The 18,231-nt window shown below is 68.0% G+C and carries 16 protein-coding genes and 1 pseudogene; 9 read left to right on the forward strand and 8 right to left on the reverse strand.

Annotated elements, in window-relative coordinates:
• Nucleotides 1–64 precede the first annotated feature (64 nt).
• The 6 genes from RHA1_RS16745 to RHA1_RS16770 form a co-directional block, all read right to left on the reverse strand.
• On the reverse strand, nucleotides 65–256 hold the full coding sequence (locus tag RHA1_RS16745; protein WP_005249641.1) for a hypothetical protein: 192 nt from the start codon (nucleotides 254–256) through the stop codon (nucleotides 65–67).
• A 33-nt stretch (nucleotides 257–289) separates the two neighbouring features.
• Nucleotides 290–1,183 carry a carbohydrate ABC transporter permease gene (locus RHA1_RS16750; protein ID WP_011596081.1) on the reverse strand — a complete coding sequence of 298 codons (894 nt, stop codon included), beginning with the start codon at nucleotides 1,181–1,183 and terminating at the stop codon, nucleotides 290–292.
• A complete protein-coding gene (locus tag RHA1_RS16755; protein WP_011596082.1) occupies nucleotides 1,180–2,229 on the reverse strand; it encodes a carbohydrate ABC transporter permease in 1,050 nt (349 codons plus the stop codon). The genes RHA1_RS16750 and RHA1_RS16755 overlap by 4 nt, the downstream gene beginning before the upstream one ends.
• A gap of 15 nt (nucleotides 2,230–2,244) precedes the next feature.
• Nucleotides 2,245–3,519 carry an ABC transporter substrate-binding protein gene (locus tag RHA1_RS16760; protein ID WP_009476451.1) on the reverse strand — a complete coding sequence of 425 codons (1,275 nt, stop codon included), beginning with the start codon at nucleotides 3,517–3,519 and terminating at the stop codon, nucleotides 2,245–2,247.
• A gap of 159 nt (nucleotides 3,520–3,678) precedes the next feature.
• On the reverse strand, nucleotides 3,679–4,752 hold the full coding sequence (locus tag RHA1_RS16765) for an ABC transporter ATP-binding protein (protein WP_009476452.1): 1,074 nt from the start codon (nucleotides 4,750–4,752) through the stop codon (nucleotides 3,679–3,681).
• 343 nt (nucleotides 4,753–5,095) lie between these two features.
• On the reverse strand, nucleotides 5,096–6,022 hold the full coding sequence (locus tag RHA1_RS16770) for a ferredoxin family protein (protein ID WP_011596084.1): 927 nt from the start codon (nucleotides 6,020–6,022) through the stop codon (nucleotides 5,096–5,098).
• 62 nt (nucleotides 6,023–6,084) lie between these two features.
• Here RHA1_RS16770 and RHA1_RS16775 point away from each other — a divergent pair, with 62 nt between their 5' ends.
• The 3 genes from RHA1_RS16775 to RHA1_RS16785 all read left to right on the forward strand — a co-directional run bounded on the left by RHA1_RS16775 (nucleotide 6,085) and on the right by RHA1_RS16785 (nucleotide 8,466).
• Nucleotides 6,085–7,053 carry an ABC transporter substrate-binding protein gene (locus tag RHA1_RS16775; protein ID WP_011596085.1) on the forward strand — a complete coding sequence of 323 codons (969 nt, stop codon included), beginning with the start codon at nucleotides 6,085–6,087 and terminating at the stop codon, nucleotides 7,051–7,053.
• A 73-nt stretch (nucleotides 7,054–7,126) separates the two neighbouring features.
• Nucleotides 7,127–7,945, forward strand: coding sequence for a DUF2786 domain-containing protein (locus RHA1_RS16780; RefSeq protein ID WP_041811573.1), 819 nt, complete (start codon nucleotides 7,127–7,129; stop codon nucleotides 7,943–7,945).
• The gene (locus RHA1_RS16785; RefSeq protein ID WP_041811575.1) at nucleotides 7,942–8,466 is read left to right on the forward strand and encodes a TIGR04338 family metallohydrolase; all 525 of its coding nucleotides are present in this window, start codon (nucleotides 7,942–7,944) and stop codon (nucleotides 8,464–8,466) included. Before RHA1_RS16780 ends, RHA1_RS16785 begins: the two co-directional genes overlap by 4 nt.
• A 6-nt stretch (nucleotides 8,467–8,472) precedes the next feature.
• On the opposite strand, the gene RHA1_RS16790 is transcribed toward RHA1_RS16785, so the two are convergent.
• Nucleotides 8,473–8,952: a nitroreductase family deazaflavin-dependent oxidoreductase gene (locus RHA1_RS16790; RefSeq protein WP_041811577.1), complete on the reverse strand. Its 480-nt coding sequence runs from the start codon at nucleotides 8,950–8,952 to the stop codon at nucleotides 8,473–8,475.
• A 236-nt stretch (nucleotides 8,953–9,188) separates the two neighbouring features.
• Between RHA1_RS16790 and RHA1_RS16795 the strand changes: the two genes are divergently transcribed.
• Nucleotides 9,189–9,983, forward strand: coding sequence for an LLM class F420-dependent oxidoreductase (locus tag RHA1_RS16795; protein WP_005264455.1), 795 nt, complete (start codon nucleotides 9,189–9,191; stop codon nucleotides 9,981–9,983).
• 68 nt (nucleotides 9,984–10,051) lie between these two features.
• Here the strand turns inward: RHA1_RS16795 and RHA1_RS16800 are convergent, their stop codons facing one another.
• Nucleotides 10,052–11,266 carry an acetyl-CoA C-acetyltransferase gene (locus tag RHA1_RS16800; protein WP_011596088.1) on the reverse strand — a complete coding sequence of 405 codons (1,215 nt, stop codon included), beginning with the start codon at nucleotides 11,264–11,266 and terminating at the stop codon, nucleotides 10,052–10,054.
• A 255-nt stretch (nucleotides 11,267–11,521) separates the two neighbouring features.
• Here RHA1_RS16800 and RHA1_RS16805 point away from each other — a divergent pair, with 255 nt between their 5' ends.
• From RHA1_RS16805 to RHA1_RS16825, 5 genes and pseudogenes are all read left to right on the forward strand, one after another.
• A complete protein-coding gene (locus RHA1_RS16805; RefSeq protein WP_011596089.1) occupies nucleotides 11,522–12,988 on the forward strand; it encodes a class I adenylate-forming enzyme family protein in 1,467 nt (488 codons plus the stop codon).
• A gap of 64 nt (nucleotides 12,989–13,052) precedes the next feature.
• Nucleotides 13,053–14,873, forward strand: a complete 1,821-nt coding sequence (locus tag RHA1_RS16810) for a DUF3556 domain-containing protein (RefSeq protein WP_011596090.1) — start codon at nucleotides 13,053–13,055, stop codon at nucleotides 14,871–14,873.
• A complete protein-coding gene (locus tag RHA1_RS16815; RefSeq protein ID WP_011596091.1) occupies nucleotides 14,870–16,303 on the forward strand; it encodes a phytoene desaturase family protein in 1,434 nt (477 codons plus the stop codon). Before RHA1_RS16810 ends, RHA1_RS16815 begins: the two co-directional genes overlap by 4 nt.
• Nucleotides 16,300–17,613 carry a PucR family transcriptional regulator gene (locus RHA1_RS16820; protein WP_016884841.1) on the forward strand — a complete coding sequence of 438 codons (1,314 nt, stop codon included), beginning with the start codon at nucleotides 16,300–16,302 and terminating at the stop codon, nucleotides 17,611–17,613. The genes RHA1_RS16815 and RHA1_RS16820 overlap by 4 nt, the downstream gene beginning before the upstream one ends.
• Before the next feature lie 52 nt (nucleotides 17,614–17,665).
• Nucleotides 17,666–18,196 (forward strand): annotated as a pseudogene (locus RHA1_RS16825) (EamA family transporter); the annotation flags it as partial.
• Between the last annotated feature and the right edge of the window lie 35 nt (nucleotides 18,197–18,231).

Below are 18,231 nucleotides of genomic sequence, written 5' to 3' on the forward strand. Positions count from 1 at the left end.
AGGGCCTCGAGTGTGACGCGCGCCGCGCTAACGCTCAGCAAATATCCATACCGACCGTACTGTTTCAGCGCACCCGATTCCGGGCTACGATCGCCAGCCCCGACAGCACCAGGCAGCCGAGCAACACCAGCGCGGGGGTGACGCCGGGGTCGCCGCGGACGACCTCGACGACCGCGGCGATGAACGCCATCACCGTGAAGAACCCGAGGATGCCGATCAGAACCTCGAGCCGCTGCCTCTTCGCCACCGGATGCATGACCGACACCTTTCCCCTCGCTCCGCTCGACCGTTAACTCTTCACGCCGCCGGCCGTCAGGCCCGACACGATGCGACGCTGGAACAGCAGCACCATGATCACCAGCGGAATGGTGACGATCGTGCCCGCCGCCATGATCGCCGCGTATGGCACGACGTGCGGGTCGTTGCCGGAGAACCGGGCGATCGCGACCGTGACCGGTTCGGTGGCGTCGCTGGAGAGCTGGCTGGCGAGCAGGTACTCGTTGACGGTCGCGATGAACGCGAGGATGGCGGTGGTGAACAGGGCGGGCGCCGCGAGCGGCAACATCACCAGCCGGAACGCCTGACCGCGGCTGGCGCCGTCGATCCGGGCCGCCTCCTCGAGCTCCCAGGGGAGTTCCTTGAAGAACGACGTCAGCGTGTAGATGGTGAGCGGCAGGACGAACGAGATGTTCGGGATGATCATCGCCTGGTAGGTGCCGATCCAGCCGATGTTCGTGAACAGCTGGAACAGCGGGGTGACGAGGGCGACGACGGGGAACATCGACGCGCCGAGCACGATGCCGACCACCACGTACTTGAACCGGAACTCGATGCGGGCCAGCGCGTAGGCGGTGAAGATGCCGACGGCGAGGGCGACAACGGTGGTGATTCCGCCGATGATCATGCTGTTGACGACGGCCCGGGTGAAGTTGTTGCCGCTGCTCGTCGACAGGGCGTTCTGGAAGTTCTCGAGCGTGACGTGCGTGGGCCAGGGTGTGGTGTCGAACGTGTAGTCGGGGTCGCGGAACGCCGTCACCATCATCCAGTAGAACGGGGCGAGCCCCCAGACGAGGATGATCGCGACACCGATGTAGATGCGGGAGTTCTTGAAAGCGAACCGCTTCGAACGGTTGCGGCGGACGGGCCTGCTCGGGAGTTCGAGCTCCGGGGCGCGATGGGTCACGACTTCGGCCCCTTTCGCTGGGCTTCCTGAGTCTCGACGGCGTTGGCGCCGAGGAACTTCACGAGGACGAACGCCACCGCGAAGATCAGGAGGAACGTGATGGTGGAGAGTGCGGACGCGCTGTTGAACCCTTGCCGCACCTGGTCGACCACGAGGATCGACACCGTCGTGGTGGCCGGGTTGCCGCCGGTCAGGATGGCAGGGAGGTCGTACATGCGCAGGGCGTCCATCGTGCGGAACAGGATCGCGACCATCAGCGCCGGCTTCACCAGCGGGAGCGTGATCTGCCGGAACCGCTGCCACGCGGAGGCGCCGTCGACCCGCGCCGCCTCGTACACGTCCTGCGGGATCATCTGCAGGCCGGCGAGGATCAGCAGGGCCATGAAGGGTGTGGTCTTCCAGACATCCGAGATGATCACCGCGAATCGCGCGGGCCACGCGTCCGACGTCCACAGGATCTCGGTGCCGAGGAGGCGGTTGGCGATGCCGTCGTAAGCGAAGATGAAGTACCAGAGCTTGGCGGTGACCGCGGTCGGGATGGCCCACGGGATCAGGACCGCCGCACGCAGCAGGGCGCGGCCCTTGAACGTCTTGCCCATGATGATCGCCATCCACAGGCCGATCGCGACCTCGAGGCCCACCGTGACGACGGTGAAGAACGCGGTGTTCCCGACGGCCGACCAGAACTGCGAGCCGAGCGTGCCGGGCGGGCACGCCACGGCCACCCCGCTCGGGGAGGTGCACTGCTGCAGAATCCAGTGTGTGTAGTTGGTGAACCCGGCCCAGCCGCCCTCGACGAACATGCCGGTCGACGGATCGAGTCCCGCGTCCTTCTGGAACGACATCACCACTGCCCGGATCACCGGGTAGCCGATGACGACGGCCAGCACGGCCAGCGTCGGGACGACGAACAGCCACGCGCGGCGACTGCTCAGCCCAAAGCGTCGCCTGTTCTCGTTCTTCTCACGCGAACCGCGGCCGGGGTCGTTATCCCCGGCCGCGGGACGGGCCGGCGCTCCACTGGTGGTCCCAGTCGGAACGGCCATGTTCACTCCTGTGCTCTACGAGCCTGCGGACTGGATGCCGGACTGCATGTCCGTGATCGCCTGATCCACCGACTTCTCACCCTTGATGGCAGCGTAGGCGTTGTCCTGCACTGCCTTCGACACAGCGGGGTAGTACGGGGTGACCGGACGGGGGACGGCGTTCTCGATCGACACCTTCAGCGTCGGCATGAACGGGTAGGCCGCGATGATCTCCGGGTCGTCGTACAGTGCGGCGCGGACCGGGGGCAACGAGCCCAGCGCGATGATCCGCTGCGCCTGCTCACCCTGCAGGAAGGTGAGGAAGTCGCGGGCCGTCGCCTTGTTCTCGGAGTACGCGCTGATGGCCGCGTTGTAGCCACCGAGGGTCGAGGCACCGATGCCGTCCTTGCCGGGCAGCGGGGCGACCGCGAACTTGCCCTTGACCGCGGACGAATCCTTGTCGGCGGTGCCGTACACGTACGGCCAGTTGCGCAGGAACAGCGCCTTGCCGTCCTCGAACGCCTTCTGGCTCTCGGGCTCCTTGAACGTGGTGTCCTGGGCCGGGATGTCACCGTTCTTGAAGTTGTCGACCAGCACCTGCAGGCCGGCGCGGGCCTCGGGGCTGTCGACGGTCGGGGTCTTGCCGTCCTCGCCGACGAACGAGCCGCCGTACGCGTTGATGACCTCGGCGGTGTTCACCGTCAGGCCCTCGTACGGTGCGAACTGACCGGCGTAGCAGTCGATGTTGTTGGTCTTCGCGACCTCACACGCGGCGGCCAGCTCGGCCCACGTCTTCGGTGCCGCGGGCAGCAGGTCGCTGCGGTAGTACAGCAGGCCGCCGTTGGTGTTCTTCGGCGCCGCGTACTGGGTGCCGTTGTAGGTGGCGCTGTCGACCGTGGCGGGGAGGATTCCGGTGTTGTCCACCGCGAACTCGCCGGTCAGCGGCTGCAGCCAGCCCTTGGCCGCGAACTCCGCGGTCCAGGGGACGTCGAGTGCGACGACGTCGTAGTCGGACTGCTTGGCCTGCAGGTGCTGGACCAGGTCGTCGTGCGCCTGATCGGCGTCGTTCGACTGCTCCTTGAACGTCACCTGCTCGTCCGGGTGCTCGGCGTTCCACGCGTCGATGATCTGGCGGACGACACCGGTCTCGGTGGTGTCCTTGCCCTCGACGTACGTGATGGGTCCGCGACCGTCGAGGTTCTCCGACGTGGAGTCGCTGCCGCTGTCGCTCGAGCAAGCGGTGAGCGTGACCAGCGAGGCAGCGGTGGCAAACACCGCGGCGCGCCGGACCGCTCTCGAAATCTGAACCATGGAGTCTCCCCGTAGGTAGATGTGGATGAACCCGTTACCGGCACGACTGAACTCGCGGCACCGGCGCGGTGTCGGAACATACTGTGGCATGGAACACCGCAGAAGTCCGGCATTACCCCCGACCTGAATCGGTCAGGAACCGCTCTGGCCACCGCCGGATCAGCTCAGCCGGTAGCCCTCGGACGCCGAGAACAGGTGCACCTGGGACGGGTCGACGTGCAGTTTCACCAGGTCACCCTTGCGGGGCGGGTTCCGCCAATCGGCACGGGCCACCAACTGCTGCGTCTCCCCGTTGACGGTGCTGCGGCCGTAGATGTAGGCGTCGGATCCGAGTTCCTCCACCACCGCGACCTCCATCGGAATGCCGGTGGTCGACAGTTCCAGGTGTTCGGGGCGGATCCCGACGACCACCTGACGTTCGTCGCTGTCCGAGCGCAGCTGCCGGGGCAGCGGGATGGTCGCGTCGCCGAGCACGACCCCGTCGGGGGTGATCGGCAGTGTGAAGAGGTTCATCGACGGCGACCCCATGAAGCCGGCGACGAACACGTTGGCGGGCCGGTTGTAGAGGTCGCGGGGCGACGCACACTGCTGCAGCACCCCGTCCTTCAGCACCGCCACCCGGTCGCCCATCGTCATGGCCTCGACCTGGTCGTGCGTCACGTACACCATGGTCGTCTCGAGCCGACGCTGCAGCTGCGCGATCTGCGTGCGTGTCTGCACGCGGAGCTTGGCGTCGAGGTTGGACAACGGCTCGTCCATCAGGAACACCTGCGGCTGCCGGACGATGGCGCGTCCCATCGCGACGCGCTGCCGCTGACCGCCGGACAGTGCCTTCGGCTTGCGGTCCAGGTACGGCTCGAGGTCGAGGAGTTTCGCCGTCTCCTCGACCCGCGTGCGGATGTCGTCCTTCGCGGCGCCGGCGAGCTTGAGCGCGAAACCCATGTTCTCGGCCACCGACATGTGCGGGTACAGCGCATAGTTCTGGAACACCATCGCGATGTCGCGTTCCTTGGGTTCCTGGGTGGTGACGTCGCGGTCACCGATGAGGATCCGGCCGCTGTGGACGTCCTCGAGCCCGGCCAGCATCCGCAGCGACGTCGACTTGCCGCAGCCGGACGGGCCGACGAGGACCAGGAACTCACCGTCCTCGATCTTCAGGTCGAGCGTATCGACGGCCGGTTTGTCCGAGCCGGGGAACAGGCAGGTGGCACCGTCATAGGTCACTGTGGCCATGAACGTCGAAGTCCCTTCTACCCGGCGCCGCGCACAGGTGCGTGAGAATGTACCTGTTGACGCACTTTCTCACTCACCGCTGGGTCGGTGGATGATCGGTTCGCACAACCGCCGTCAGGCCTCGTCGCGAAGCCCCGATGACGATTCGGCCGAATTACGCTCGGTCCGAAACATGTTGGTGGCATTCATGTACAGGTTTCTCCACAGCTGGGGATGAATGTGCCGATGAATCGGCGCAGTGAATTCCGCGTGAACACCACGAGTCGCCGGCGCAACCGCAACGAGACCTCCTGCCGCAAGAGGCGCTTCGCGCCCGTGCGCGGTTGAGGAGTCTCTGGACTCGTCAAGCGCGCACGGGTGGCGGAGCCGCCTCGAACCGGTCCGGGCTGTCCACGACACCCGCGCTACAGGCGGTCAGGCGGGGTTCGTCGCGGGTCGTGCGCACCCGGACCCGGTCGGTGCCGTCCGGGTGCCGGACCAGGACGTCGGTGTCGCCGTCCGCGCGTGGGACCGCCGACAGCGGGATCACGTCGTCGAGTCCGAGCAGCGACCGCTCGGCCCGCACGGTGTGCTCGGCGAATTGCAGCACCAGGTCGTCGGTGCACCGGCCGCGGTAATGCTCGAGCACCACCCGTCCGCGATCGTGTTCGGCGACAATGTGTTCCGCGGACTCCGCGGTGACCCGGCCGTAGTAGATGCCCGACGGCAGGCACACCACGGTCGCGGCGAACCGGTCGCCGCCGACGTGCGTCGACTCCCAGACCCGTCCGTCGCGGTGGCCGAGACCGGTGACGACGGGGCGTCCGAACGACGCGCAGCAGGCGTCCTTCTTGCCGTGGGTGCAGACGAGGAACAGCGATTCGGTGGGGTCGAGACGTTCCCCGACTCCGGGTGGCAGGTCGATGGCGAGGTCGAGGTCCAGCAGCTCCCGGTCCTCGCGCACCAGCAGTCGCTCCGCCCAGCCGTCGGCTCGTCCGGGACGCACGAGGTAGACGTGACGTCCCGCGGCGACGTCGCGGCGCTCTCGGGTGCGGATCAGCACCGGACGCACCCCCGCTTCGGCGCACAGGGTGGCGAGCGCGTCGCCGAGGACCGGGTCGAGGCGGCTCTGCCGGAGCCGGTCGCGGCCCCACGGTCCGGGTTGCTCGATCAGCAGCCAGCCGTGCACCCGGGGCGCAGTGCCGCACAACGGCTCCTGGAGTGACCGGGAGAGCGCCGCGCAGGCCGGTGGCGTCCACCCCTCGGGCGACGTCGTCGTCTGCACGCTCACGCAACAGACTGTATAAGGTTAGGTTCGCCTATCCTCTACCCTCTTCGAGGTCGAGGTCCAGGATGCGTTCAGCCACGTGCTCCCCGAATGTCACCGACGCCCAATGGCAGGAGATCGTCGACGCCCTCACGCGACGCGAATTCGGGGCCGGACTGGGAGCAGCCGCACTGGCCGCACTCACCGCGGCATGCGCGCGACCCGACGCCGCAACCGGCAGCGACAGCGGCGCCCAGCGCACCGTCACCCACGCCATGGGCACGACGACGGTGAGCAACAGGCCCAGTCGCATCGTCGCCCTCGACAACCTGCCCATCGACACCGTCGTCACGCTCGGGACGACACCGGTCGGCGCTGCTCAGGCCGGTTCCGCCGACGCGCTGCCCGCCTACCTGGGCGGCGGACTGGACAGCACCACCGTCGTCGGGTCGATCGCCGAACCGAACCTCGAGGCGATCGCCGCGCTGCAGCCCGACCTCATCCTCAGCAGCAAGCAGCGGCACGGCGACCTGTACGACGCGCTGTCGGCGATCGCGCCCACCGTCTTCTCGGTGTCGCCCGCGGTCGACTGGCAGGGGACGCTGCGGCTGTTCGCCGAGGCCATGGGTGAGACGGAAGCAGCCGAGCAGAAGCTGTCGGCCTTCCACGCCCGCGCTGCCGCGTTGAGCGAAACCAACCGGGGCCGCACCGCGCACGTCATCCGCGTGATGGACGACGGTCTGCGCCTCCACGGACCCGGCACGTTCTCCGGTTCCGTGCTGACCGCGGCCGGCTACACCATCACCGGGCAACCGTGGGACGCGAAGAACGACATGTCCGAGATCTCGCTCGAGAACGTCGCCCAGATCGACTCCGAAATCGCGTTTGTCGCGAACACGTCCGCACCCGGGGAACTGGGGATCGACCCCGTCCTCATCGGGCAGATGGGGCCGTCACGACGCGACGGCGTCCGCCAGACCGACTACCGGGTGTGGATCACCGGCATCGGCCTCACCGGCGCAAACCTGATCCTCGACGACCTCGAGCGACTGTAGGCGGCTTCGCCGCCCGTGCGCGGTTGAGGAGTGTCACGACTCGTTAACCGCGCACGGGGGCTAGCCTGCCTTGGTGAGTTCCGACAAGATGCTGACCCGCATCGGTGGGCTCCTCCGGCAGGCGGAATCCACCGACAACCCGCACGAGGGCGAGGCCTTCATGGCCGCCGCCCAGCGGCTCGCCACCGCCTCCTCGATCGACCTCGCGGTCGCGCGCGCACACGCGGCAGGCAGGGAGAAGCGGGCCACTCCCACGCAGCGCCTGATCACGATCGGCGAACCGGGCAAGAAGGGCCTGCGGACGTACGCGCAACTGTTCCTGGTGATCGCCGCCGCCAACGACGTCCAGTGCGACATCGCCCAGACGTCGGCCGTCATCTACGCGTACGGGTTCGCCGGCGACATCGACGTCTGCGAGGCCCTGTACGCGAGCCTGCTGATCCAGATGGTCCGGGCATCCGACGCCTACATCAAGTCGGGGGAGTACCGCGGCGAGACGACGGTGCGGACGCAGGTCGAGAGGCGCGGACGCCGCCGCGTCGCGACACGGGTGCGACGCCCCGTCGCCGGTGTCACCGCCCGGTTGAACTTCCAGCTCGCCTACGCCGCGCGGATCGGGCAGCGCCTCGCCGACGCCAAGAAGGAGACCGAGGAGCAGGCGGTGTCCGTGCCGGAGTCGTCGGCGGAGACGGCGCTGGTCCTGCGCGACAAGCAGCTCGAGCTGAAGGACTACTATTCGGAGAACTCGCAGGCCCGCGGCACGTGGCGCGGAGGCCGGGCGTCCGCCGGACATTCGTCGAGCGCCCGCCGGGCCGGCGACCGCGCCGCCCGGACTGCACGCCTGAGCAACTCACCCGAACTGTCGACCGCCCGCAAGCAGATCCCGTCGTGAAGCGACCCCGCGACACCCAGCGGACCGCCGTGTACGACGCGGAAGCCCTCGTGCGCACCATGTTCGACCGCGCCGACGAGCGCGGGCTGCGCGTCGTCGACGTGATGGGGTCGCAGGTGACGCTGCCGGTGGAACGCAAGTTTGCGTCGATCGACTCGGTGCAGGACTACGTCGACCGGGTGCTCGCCCTGAACTGGGTGCGGTCCACGTGGACGCGGGCGGCCACGCCGGTTCACGTCCGCGCGCGGTCGGGCAACAAGGCCGCCCACTACGAAAGCGATTGCGCCACAATCGCTGTCCCCGAGCATCGGAACGGCAACGCCTGGGCGTTCCGCGAACTGGTGGTGCTCCACGAGGTGGCCCATCACCTGGATCCGTCCGACCCCGAGTACCCGACGGTCGCCCCGCACGGACCGGAGTACGTGGACCGCTACCTCACCCTGGTCGGGGAGATCATCGGCCCCGAGGCGGCATTCGTCCTGCGCACCATGCTCCTCGCGGGCGGGGTGCGGCTGAACTGAGGCACCTCAGGCGCAGGGGCGCAACCGGACGAAACGGATCTCACGGCCGGCCGCCCGGAAGTCGGCCGCGCTGCCGTCGACGTCGAAGCCCATGCCCCGGGCGATCCGCATTCCGAGTTTCGGATGCTCCGACCCGTAGTGCGCCATGAAGTCCGCACCGGTCTCGGGATCGAGGAATTCGGCTGTGACGGACAGTCGCCGGCGGCCCACCTGAATCCTCGCATTCGGCTGCGCCCGCAGGTTCCGGTACCAATCCGACTTGGGACCGAACCCGGCGGCCAGCACGTACCCGTCGCCGACGGCGTCGTGGTTGACCACCTCGAGCACGACCTGCCGCCGGGCGCCGGTCTTTCGCCCGACGTGTTCGAGGAGCAGGAATCTGCCGCCGAGGAGAAAGCCGAGGTGGACGCGGTAGAGGTAGATCGGCGCGCGGAAGAACGCCCGCCGGATGCCGGTGGGCGGGTCAGGCCTCTGCGTGACCTTCACACACCCAGTCTTCCAGTCCGCCGTGTGGTCGGGTGGTGATGCGTCCTCGTCCGTTTCGAAGACGATGGGCGGAAGGTGCGCCGACAACCGGGTGAATGTACCGCTTGGCGCATCTGGGGCGCCGGACGGTACATTCGCCCGCTCAGATCGTCCGCTCGGCGGGTTCGTTGTGCGCCCGACCGTCGCGCGAGCACTATGGATCGAGAAGGCCCAACGTCTACTCCGAGGAGCCACGAATGACTCGTCCAGTTCGCATCGGTGTCCAACTTCAGCCGCAGCACGCGCCCGACTACGGGCTGATCCGCGACGCGGTACTGCGCGCCGAGGACGCAGGCGTCGACATCGTCTTCAACTGGGACCACTTCTATCCGCTGTACGGCGACCCGGCCGGCGCCCACTTCGAGTGCTGGACGATGCTCGGGGCGTTCGCCGAGCAGACGGAGCGGGTGGAGATCGGCGCGCTCGTCACGTGTGCCGGCTATCGGAACCCGGATCTGCTCGCCGACATGGCCCGCACCGTCGACCACATCAGCGGCGGACGGCTGATCCTGGGCATCGGCTCGGGCTGGTTCGAGCGCGACTACGACGAGTACGGCTACGAATTCGGTACCGCGGGGTCGCGGCTGAACCTGCTCGCCGAGTACCTTCCACGGATCACCGCCCGGTTCGGCAAGCTGGAACCCGCACCCACCCGGCACATTCCGATCCTCATCGGCGGTGGCGGCGAGAAGAAGACGCTGCCGCTGGTCGGGCAATACGGCGACATCTGGCACAGCTTCAGCGACATGGACACGTACAAACGTAAGTCGGGGATCCTCGCCGGATACGCACGGGATGCCGGACGCAGCCCCGACAGCATCCAGCACTCCACGTCGTGGCCGGGGGTCGACGACGCGGCAGCCCACGTCGACGCCGGCGTCACCCTCTTCACCGTCGGTGTGGGCGGTCCCGACTACGACCTCGGCACGCTGAAGGAGGCCATCGCCTGGCGCGACGAGAACACCCCGCCGCCGCTGTCGGGCCTGGCCTAGGCGCTTCGCGCCCGTGAGCGGTTAACGAGTCTCTGCACTCGTCAACCACGCACGGGCGGCGGAGCCGCCTACAGCCGCTCGAGCACCATCGCCATGCCCTGTCCGCCTCCGACGCACATGGTTTCGAGGCCGAACTGCTTGTCGTGGGTGGTCAGGTTGTTGAGCAGCGTGGCGGTGATGCGGGCACCGGTCATGCCGAACGGGTGACCGAGGGCGATCGCACCGCCGGACACATTCAGCTTGTCCTCGTCGATCCCGAGCTCCCGCGCCGACCCGATCACCTGCACCGCGAACGCCTCGTTGATCTCGACGAGGTCGATGTCGGAGATACCCAGCCCCGCGATGGCGAGGGCACGCTTGGACGCCTCGATGGGGCCGAGACCCATGATCTCCGGCGAGAGACCGGACACCCCGGTGGACACGATCCGGGCCAGCGGGGTCAACCCCAGCTCCTTGGCCTTGGTGTCGGACATGATCACCAGGGCGGCGGCACCGTCGTTGAGCGGGCACGCGTTACCGGCGGTCACGGTGCCGTCCGGGCGGAACACGGGCTTGAGCTGGCTGACGGCCTCATAGGTGGTGCCGGCGCGGGGACCGTCGTCCTTCGTCACGACGGTGCCGTCGGGCAGGGTCACCGGGGTGATCTCCCGCTCGAAGAAACCGGCGCCGATGGCCTCCTCCGCCCGGTTCTGCGAGCGCACCGCCCACCGGTCCTGCTCCTCGCGGGTGATGCCGGTGATCTGCGCGACGTTCTCCGCGGTCTGGCCCATCGCGATGTAGGTGTCCGGGACCAGCCCCTCCTGCCGGGGGTCGACCCAGGTCTGCCCGCCCTGGGCCAGCTTCTCGGTGCGGGTCTGCGCGTCGGCGTACAGCGGGTTCTGGGTGTCGGGCAGCGAGTCGGAGTTGCCCGCGGTGAACCGGGACACCGTCTCGACGCCGGCGGAGATGAACACGTCGCCCTCACCGGCCTTGATCGCGTGCAGTGCCATGCGGGTGGTCTGCAGCGAAGACGAACAGTACCGGGTGATGGTGGTGCCGGGGATGAAGTCGTAGCCGAGCTGGACCGCGACGTTGCGGCCCATGTTGAACCCCTGCTCGCCGCCGGGCAGACCGCAGCCCAGGATGAGGTCGTTGATGTCGGTGGGGTCGAGGGCGGGCACCTTGTCGAGTGCCGCCTGGACCATCTGCGCGGCGAGGTCGTCCGGGCGCATGCCCTTGAGCGATCCCTTCATGGCGCGACCGATCGGGGAACGGGCGATGGAGACGATGACGGCCTCGGGCATGGGTAACTCCTACCGATTGACGTGGTGGACGGCAGTCGGTGCGGACCTGCAGCCCCTCAGTTCTAAGCATATGCTTATTTTCTAAGCGTTTGCATATATTGACCACGTCTGCGGTGCGGTGTCAACCCCCGGACACCAGCCGTTGTGCTCAACCGACAACGAACCGATCGAACTCGAGCCCCTGAGGACGTTTCTTGTACGAAACCCCGTCGATAGTGTTGTGGATCACACCACAACGAAAGGGCGGACGAAATCGTGTCGCACATCGGCTATTTCGCTTGGGACCTCGCCGCACAGCGCGGAGATGCGCCATGCCTGCGCGACGACCGACTCGAACTGACCTACGCACAGTTCGCGGAGCGGGTGGACGCCTTCGCCGCACAGTTGTCCGAGAACGGTGTCGGCCGTGGCGACGTCGTCGCGATCATGCTGCCGAACCGCACGGAACTGCTCATCGCCCTGATGGCCTCCTGGCGGATCGGTGCGGCCGCGACCCCGGTCAATCCCACGTTCACCGCCAGCGAGGCGGAGTACCAAATCGACGACGCCACAGCGGTTCTCGTCGTCAACGAGGGATCCGGCGCACCGACCGGTGGACGTCCCGTGATCGCCGTCGACGACATGGCGACCATCCCCGACCCCGCCTGGGCACCCGGCACCACCGCCTGCGGAGACGACCTCGCGTTGCTCATCTACACGTCCGGGTCGACCGGACGGCCCAAGGGCGTGATGCTCACCCACGACAACCTGCAGGTCATGAGTTCCTCGATGGTGCGGCATTTCTCACTGACCGCCGACGACCACTGCCTCCTGATCCTCCCGCTGTTCCACGTCAACGCGATCTGCGTCAGCTTCCTGACCCCGATGCTCGCCGGCGGTCAGCTGAGCGTCACCGGACGCTTCTCACCGGCCCGGTTCTTCGACGACGTCGCCCGCCTGCGGCCGACGTACTTCTCCGCCGTCCCGACCATCTATGCCCTTCTGGTCTCCCAGGACACCGTCGGCGACACCTCCTCGCTGCGCTTCGCGGTCTGCGGGGCCGCCCCGATCTCCAAGGAACTCCTCGAGCACGCCGAGCAGCGTTTCGGACTCGTCATCGTCGAGGGCTACGGGCTGACGGAGGGCACCTGCGCGTCCGCGTGCAACCCGCCGGACGGCCTTCGCAAGCTGGGCACCGTCGGCCCCGCACTGCCGGGGCAGACCATCGCGATCGTCGACGAGTCCGGGGCACCGGTGCCGGCGGGGGCAGTCGGTGAGGTGGTGATCCGGGGCGCGAACGTGATGCGCGGTTACCTCGGCCGCCCCGACGAAACGGAACGCACCGTCGTCGACGGCTGGTTGCACACCGGCGACGTCGGCCGACTCGACGAGGACGGCTACCTCACCCTCGTCGATCGCATCAAGGACATGATCATCCGCGGCGGGGAGAACATCTACCCCAAGGAGATCGAGAACGCTCTCGCCACTCACGACGACGTCCTCGAGGCGGCCGTGATCGGAGCCCCGCACGACGTGTACGGCGAGGTGCCGGTGGCATACGTCGTCACGTACCCGGAGACCGCCGTCACCGACGTCCTCCTGGCCGAACACCTCGGCAGCCGGCTCACGAAAGTCAAACTGCCGGTGGCTATTCACATCGTCGACGCACTGCCCCGCAACCCCGTCGGCAAGATCGACAAACCGGGACTGCGGAGTCGCCACCGGTCTGCCGCCGTCAGCTGATCCAGTAACACCCCACACCTCGGGACGCACCCGAGGCGATGCCCCCTACCCTCAGGAGCCTCCCATGGGATTCAAGACCGGGAACTTCCCCGAAGTCGACCCCGCCACCTTCCTCGACCTCCCGTTCCGCGACCGCCTGCGCGCCATGTCGACCCATTGGGTCGACTACGGTTTCGGAACCCCGAAGATGGTGCACACCATCTACATTCTCAAGCTGCTCGTCCTCTACCTCGGCGTCGGTTTGACGTTGGCGACGTTCACATCCGGCCTGAACGTCCTCGACGTGGGTGCCTGGTGGAACGAGCCGATCATCTACCAGAAGCTGATCCTGTGGACGGTGCTGCTCGAAGCGGTGGGTCTCGCCGGTTCGTGGGGTCCGCTCGCCGGCCACTTCAAGCCGATGACCGGCGGCATACTGTACTGGTTGCGCCCCGGGACCATCCGGCTCCCACCGTGGCCGGGGAAGGTGCCGCTCACGTCGGGCGACACCCGCACCGTCGGCGACGTCCTGATCTACGCGGCCGTGCTGGTCAACATCGTTGTTGCGCTGATACTTCCGGGGGTACATACGTCTTCGATCGACGCGGCCATCACCGACAACTCCGGACTCGTCCGCCCCGCGGTGCTGTTTCCGCTGATCGCGCTGCTGGTGCTGATCGGTCTGCGCGACAAGGTCATCTTCATCGCGGCCCGCAGCGAGCAGTACCTGCCCGCGATCGTGTTCTTCGGTGTCCTTCCGTTCGTAGACATGATCGTCGCGCTGAAGCTGCTGATCGTCTCGGTGTGGGTCGGGGCGGGCGTCTCCAAGCTCGGACACCACTTCTCGATGGTGGTGCCGCCGATGCTGAGCAACACCCCGTGGATGCCGTTCAAGAAGATCAAGCGCGCCCACTACCGCAACTTCCCCGAGGACCTGCGGCCGTCGATCGTCGCCGGTGGCGTGGCCCACGTGCTCGGGACGGTCGTGGAGGTGGTGACCCCGCTGGTGCTGCTGTTCTCCACCAACCGCACGCTGACGCTGCTCGCGGTCGTGCTGATGGTCGCGTTCCACCTGTTCATCCTGTCCACGTTCCCGCTGGCGGTACCGCTCGAGTGGAACCTGCTGTTCGCCTACGCGTCGATTTTCCTGTTCCTCGGATTCCCCGCCTGGGACGGATACGGCGTCGCCGACATGTCCTCGGTGTGGCTGACCGCGGTGATCGTAGCCGCCCTGGTGTTCTTCCCGATCCTCGGCAACCTGCGCCCCGACCTCGTCTCGTTCCTGCCGTCGATGCGTCAGTACGCAGGCAACTGGGCGTCCGCCACCTGGGCCTTCGCGCCGGGCGCCGAGGAGAAGCTCGACGAGCACATCGTCCGTCCCAGCAAGAACACGCGCACCCAGCTGCTGGCCACCTACCCGCCCGAGGTCGCGGACGTCGTGATGCACCAGCTGCTCGGCTGGCGGTCGATGCACAGCCAGGGGCGAGCGTTGTTCTCGCTGATGATGCGCCACCTCGGCGACGACATCGACACCTACTCGCTGCGCGAGGCCGAGTTCAGCTGCAACTCGCTGGTGGCGTTCAACTTCGGTGACGGTCACCTGCACAACGAGTTCCTGATCGCCGCACTCCAGCGGCGCTGCAACTTCGCGCCCGGCGAGTTCGTCGTCGCCTGGATCGAATCGCAGCCCATCCACAAGGGCACTCAGCAGTACAAGGTGATCGACGCCGCGCTCGGTGTCATCGAGCGGGGAACGTACAAGGTGTCCGACGCGATCAACGAACAGCCGTGGCTGCCGAACGGTCCCATTCCGTTCGACGTGCAGTGGACACTGGACGGAGACGGCTCGAACGTGCGGACGCGGGAGGCGAAGATGCAGAAGACAGATCTGGTGGTGCGGCCGTGACCACCGCAGTCGTGGTCGGCAGCGGGCCCAACGGGCTCGCTGCCGCGGTCCACCTCGCCCGGCACGGCGTCGACGTCCAGGTCCTCGAGGCCGCCGACACCATCGGCGGCGGCACCCGCTCCGGCGAACTCACCGTCCCCGGACTGCTGCACGACGAGTGCTCCGCGTTCCACCCGATGGGCGCCGGGTCGCCGTATCTGCAGACCCTCGACCTCGGCCGGTACGGCTTGACGTGGAAGTGGCCGGAGATCGACTGCGCCCACCCCCTCGACTCCGGTGAGGCGGGATTGCTGCACCGGTCGGTCGCGGCCACCGCCGCCGGACTCGGCGACGACGGCGCGCGCTGGCAGCGCATGTTCGGCGGACTCGCCGACGGCTTCGACGACCTCGCCGCCGACCTCATGCGTCCGATCGCGAACGTGCCCCGGCACCCGCTGCGGCTCGCGAGCTTCGGGCCCCGGGCCCTGCTCCCGGCCGCGGTGACGGCCCGCTGGTGGCGCACCGACAAGGCGCGAGCACTGTTCGGCGGCGCCGCCGCCCACGCCTACTACCGCCTCGACCGGCCCGCGACGTCCGCGGTCGGGATGATGATCATCGCCGCCGGGCACCGCTACGGGTGGCCGGTCGCCGAGGGCGGATCGCAGTCGATCACCGGTGCACTCGCTGCCCTGCTGACCGACCGGGGCGGCAAGATCACCACCGGTGTCCACGTCCGCGAGTGGAACGAACTCCCGCCCGCCGACGTCGTCCTGCTGGACGTCGCGCCGTCCGCCGCGCTCGGCATCCTGGGCGCCCGCCTGCCCGACCGGGTGGCCCGTGCGTACCGGCGATTCAAGCACGCGCCCGCCGCGTTCAAGGTCGACTTCGCCATCCAGGGCGGGGTGCCGTGGGCCGATCCCGAATGCGGACGCGCCGGAACCGTCCACCTGGGTGGCAGTTTCGCCGAGATCGCGGCCGCTGAGCGTGACGTCGCGGCGGGGCGGATGCCGGAGCGGCCGTTCGTGCTCCTCGGTCAGCAGTACCTCGCCGATCCCGGTCGGTCGAACGGCGATCTGCACCCGCTGTACGCGTACGCCCATGTCCCACACGGCTACACGGGCGACGCGACGGAGGCGATCACCGCACAGATCGAGCGATTCGCGCCCGGCTTCCGGCAGCGCATCGTCGCCACGGTCAGCAGCGGACCGGCGCGTCTGGCCGCGTCGAATCCCAATTACGTCGGCGGCGACATCATCGGCGGCGCCAACACCGAAACGCAGGTGGTGCTGCGCCCGCGCATCGCCCTCGACCCGTACAGCACCGGGATCCCCGGCACGTACCTGTGTTCGGCCTCCACACCGCCCGGCGCCGGGGCACACGGGATGTGCGGGTACAACGCGGCGCAATCGGCTCTGCGCTATCTGCGAAAGGGAGGAGGGGACGTGCTGTGAGCAGTCCCGCCCCCGGCGACCGCGGCGCCGGTGCCAGGCGCCGCATGGCGCGGGTGCCCGCGATGGCGGAGGCCGAGGTCCTCGACATCGTCGCCGGCGTCGCCCGGAAACTCGATGCGCGGCAGGCGGAGATCACCCGCACGATGAGCGCGCTGCTCGCACACGAGATCGACCAACTCGACGAAGACCCGCAACTCGTCGAACTGCTCGAGGCGAGCGTGAACGGCAACGTCTCGACGATCGTGCACGTCCTCGCCAACGACATTCCCGTCGATCACTTGCAGCCCACCACCGCCGCCGTGGAGTATGCGCTGCGACTGGCGCAACGCGACGTGTCGTCGAACTCGCTGGTCCGCGCGTATCACATGGGCCAGGACGACCTCATCAAGATCTGCTACGACGAAGTCAGCGCCCTCCAACTGTCCGGACCGCTGACCCTCGCTGTGCTCAAACATATTTCGGAGGTCGTGTACAGCTACATCGACTGGATCACCCTTTACGTGTTCGACGCCTACGAGCAGGAACGCCGGCGGTGGCTGGGTGCCCGCGGCAACGTCCACTCGTCGACCATCCACACCCTCCTCACCGGAACGGGCAACGACGGCTCCGCGTTCGAGGCCGAGACCCACTACCGGCTCGAGCAGACGCACGTCGCGATGATCCTGTGGTCCACCGGTTCCGACACCGAGGCGAGCCTCAACGCACTCGACCACTACGTCCGGGACCTCGCCCACCACCTCGCCACCGACTCCGCGCCCATCGTCACCGCCATTGACCGCCGAACACTGTGGGCCTGGCTGCCTTTCGGCCGCCGGAAGCCCATCCTCGACACCACCGAACTCGCCGCGGCCATGCCCGCGAACCCGGGCATCCGGACTGCGATCGGCCTGCCCGCGTCCGGGATCGCGGGATTCCGGCGGTCGCACGAACAAGCGCACGCCGCCTACTCCGTCGCCACCGTGCCCCACACCCCGGCCCGGCCGATCGTCGGCTTCGGCGACCGCGGCGTCGCCGTCGTCTCGCTCCTCGCCGAGAACCTGGACTCCACCCGGGCCTGGGTATGGGAGGTCCTCGGCCCACTCGCGGAGAACACCGACCAGGCCGCGACACTGCGGACCACGCTCAGCACCTACTTCGCGACCGGCGAAAGCCACCTCCACACCGCCCAGCAGATGAACCTCCACCGCAACACCGTCAAATACCGCATCACCAAAGCCCTCGGCGACCCCGCCACCGGCACACACAGCAAGCTGGATCTCGCACTCGCCCTGCAGGTGTGCGAATTCCTCGGTCCGACGGTGCTGAAGTAGGCGCTTCGCGCCTGTGCGTGGTTGACGAGTCTCAGGACTCCTTAACCACGCACGGGCGGCGGAGCCGCGAGCGCAATGGATCCGTCTCGCTGTGGTGGCGGGTGGAATCGTCGTCGGCTTCCCGCTCCTCACGTCGTTCGCCCTGACGACTGCGCCCGCCAGTCACGGTGCTGTCGTCATCGCGCTGCTGCCGGCGGCGACCGCGGTCACGGCTGTTGTCCGCGGCAAAGAGCCTCCGCCGCGGTCGGATACGCGAACTCGGCGCATGGCAGACGGTGTCCTGGGCTCTGATGGTCGCCGCGCCGCTGATGATCGCCCTGACAGTCATTTCGGCGATCCGGCAGCCGCCAACCGGGTCACCGATCGAGTGGGCGGCGTTCGCCTACCTGGGCGTGGTGAGAGCACGTTCCTCGGATTCTTCGCCTGGTACCGCGGGCTCGCGATCGGGCCGATGGCACAGGTCAGCCAGGTCCAACTGGTCCAACCCGTGCAGACCATCTCCTGGGCGGCCCTGCTGCTGCGTGAACAACTCACCTGGGCCACCGTCCGAGTTCGAGGGCGCTTCGCGCCCGTGCGCGGTTGAGGAGTCCAGAGACTCGTCAAGCACGCACGGGCGGC

This window comes from Rhodococcus jostii RHA1 (assembly GCF_000014565.1).
GTDB lineage: Bacteria > Actinomycetota > Actinomycetes > Mycobacteriales > Mycobacteriaceae > Rhodococcus_F > Rhodococcus_F jostii_A.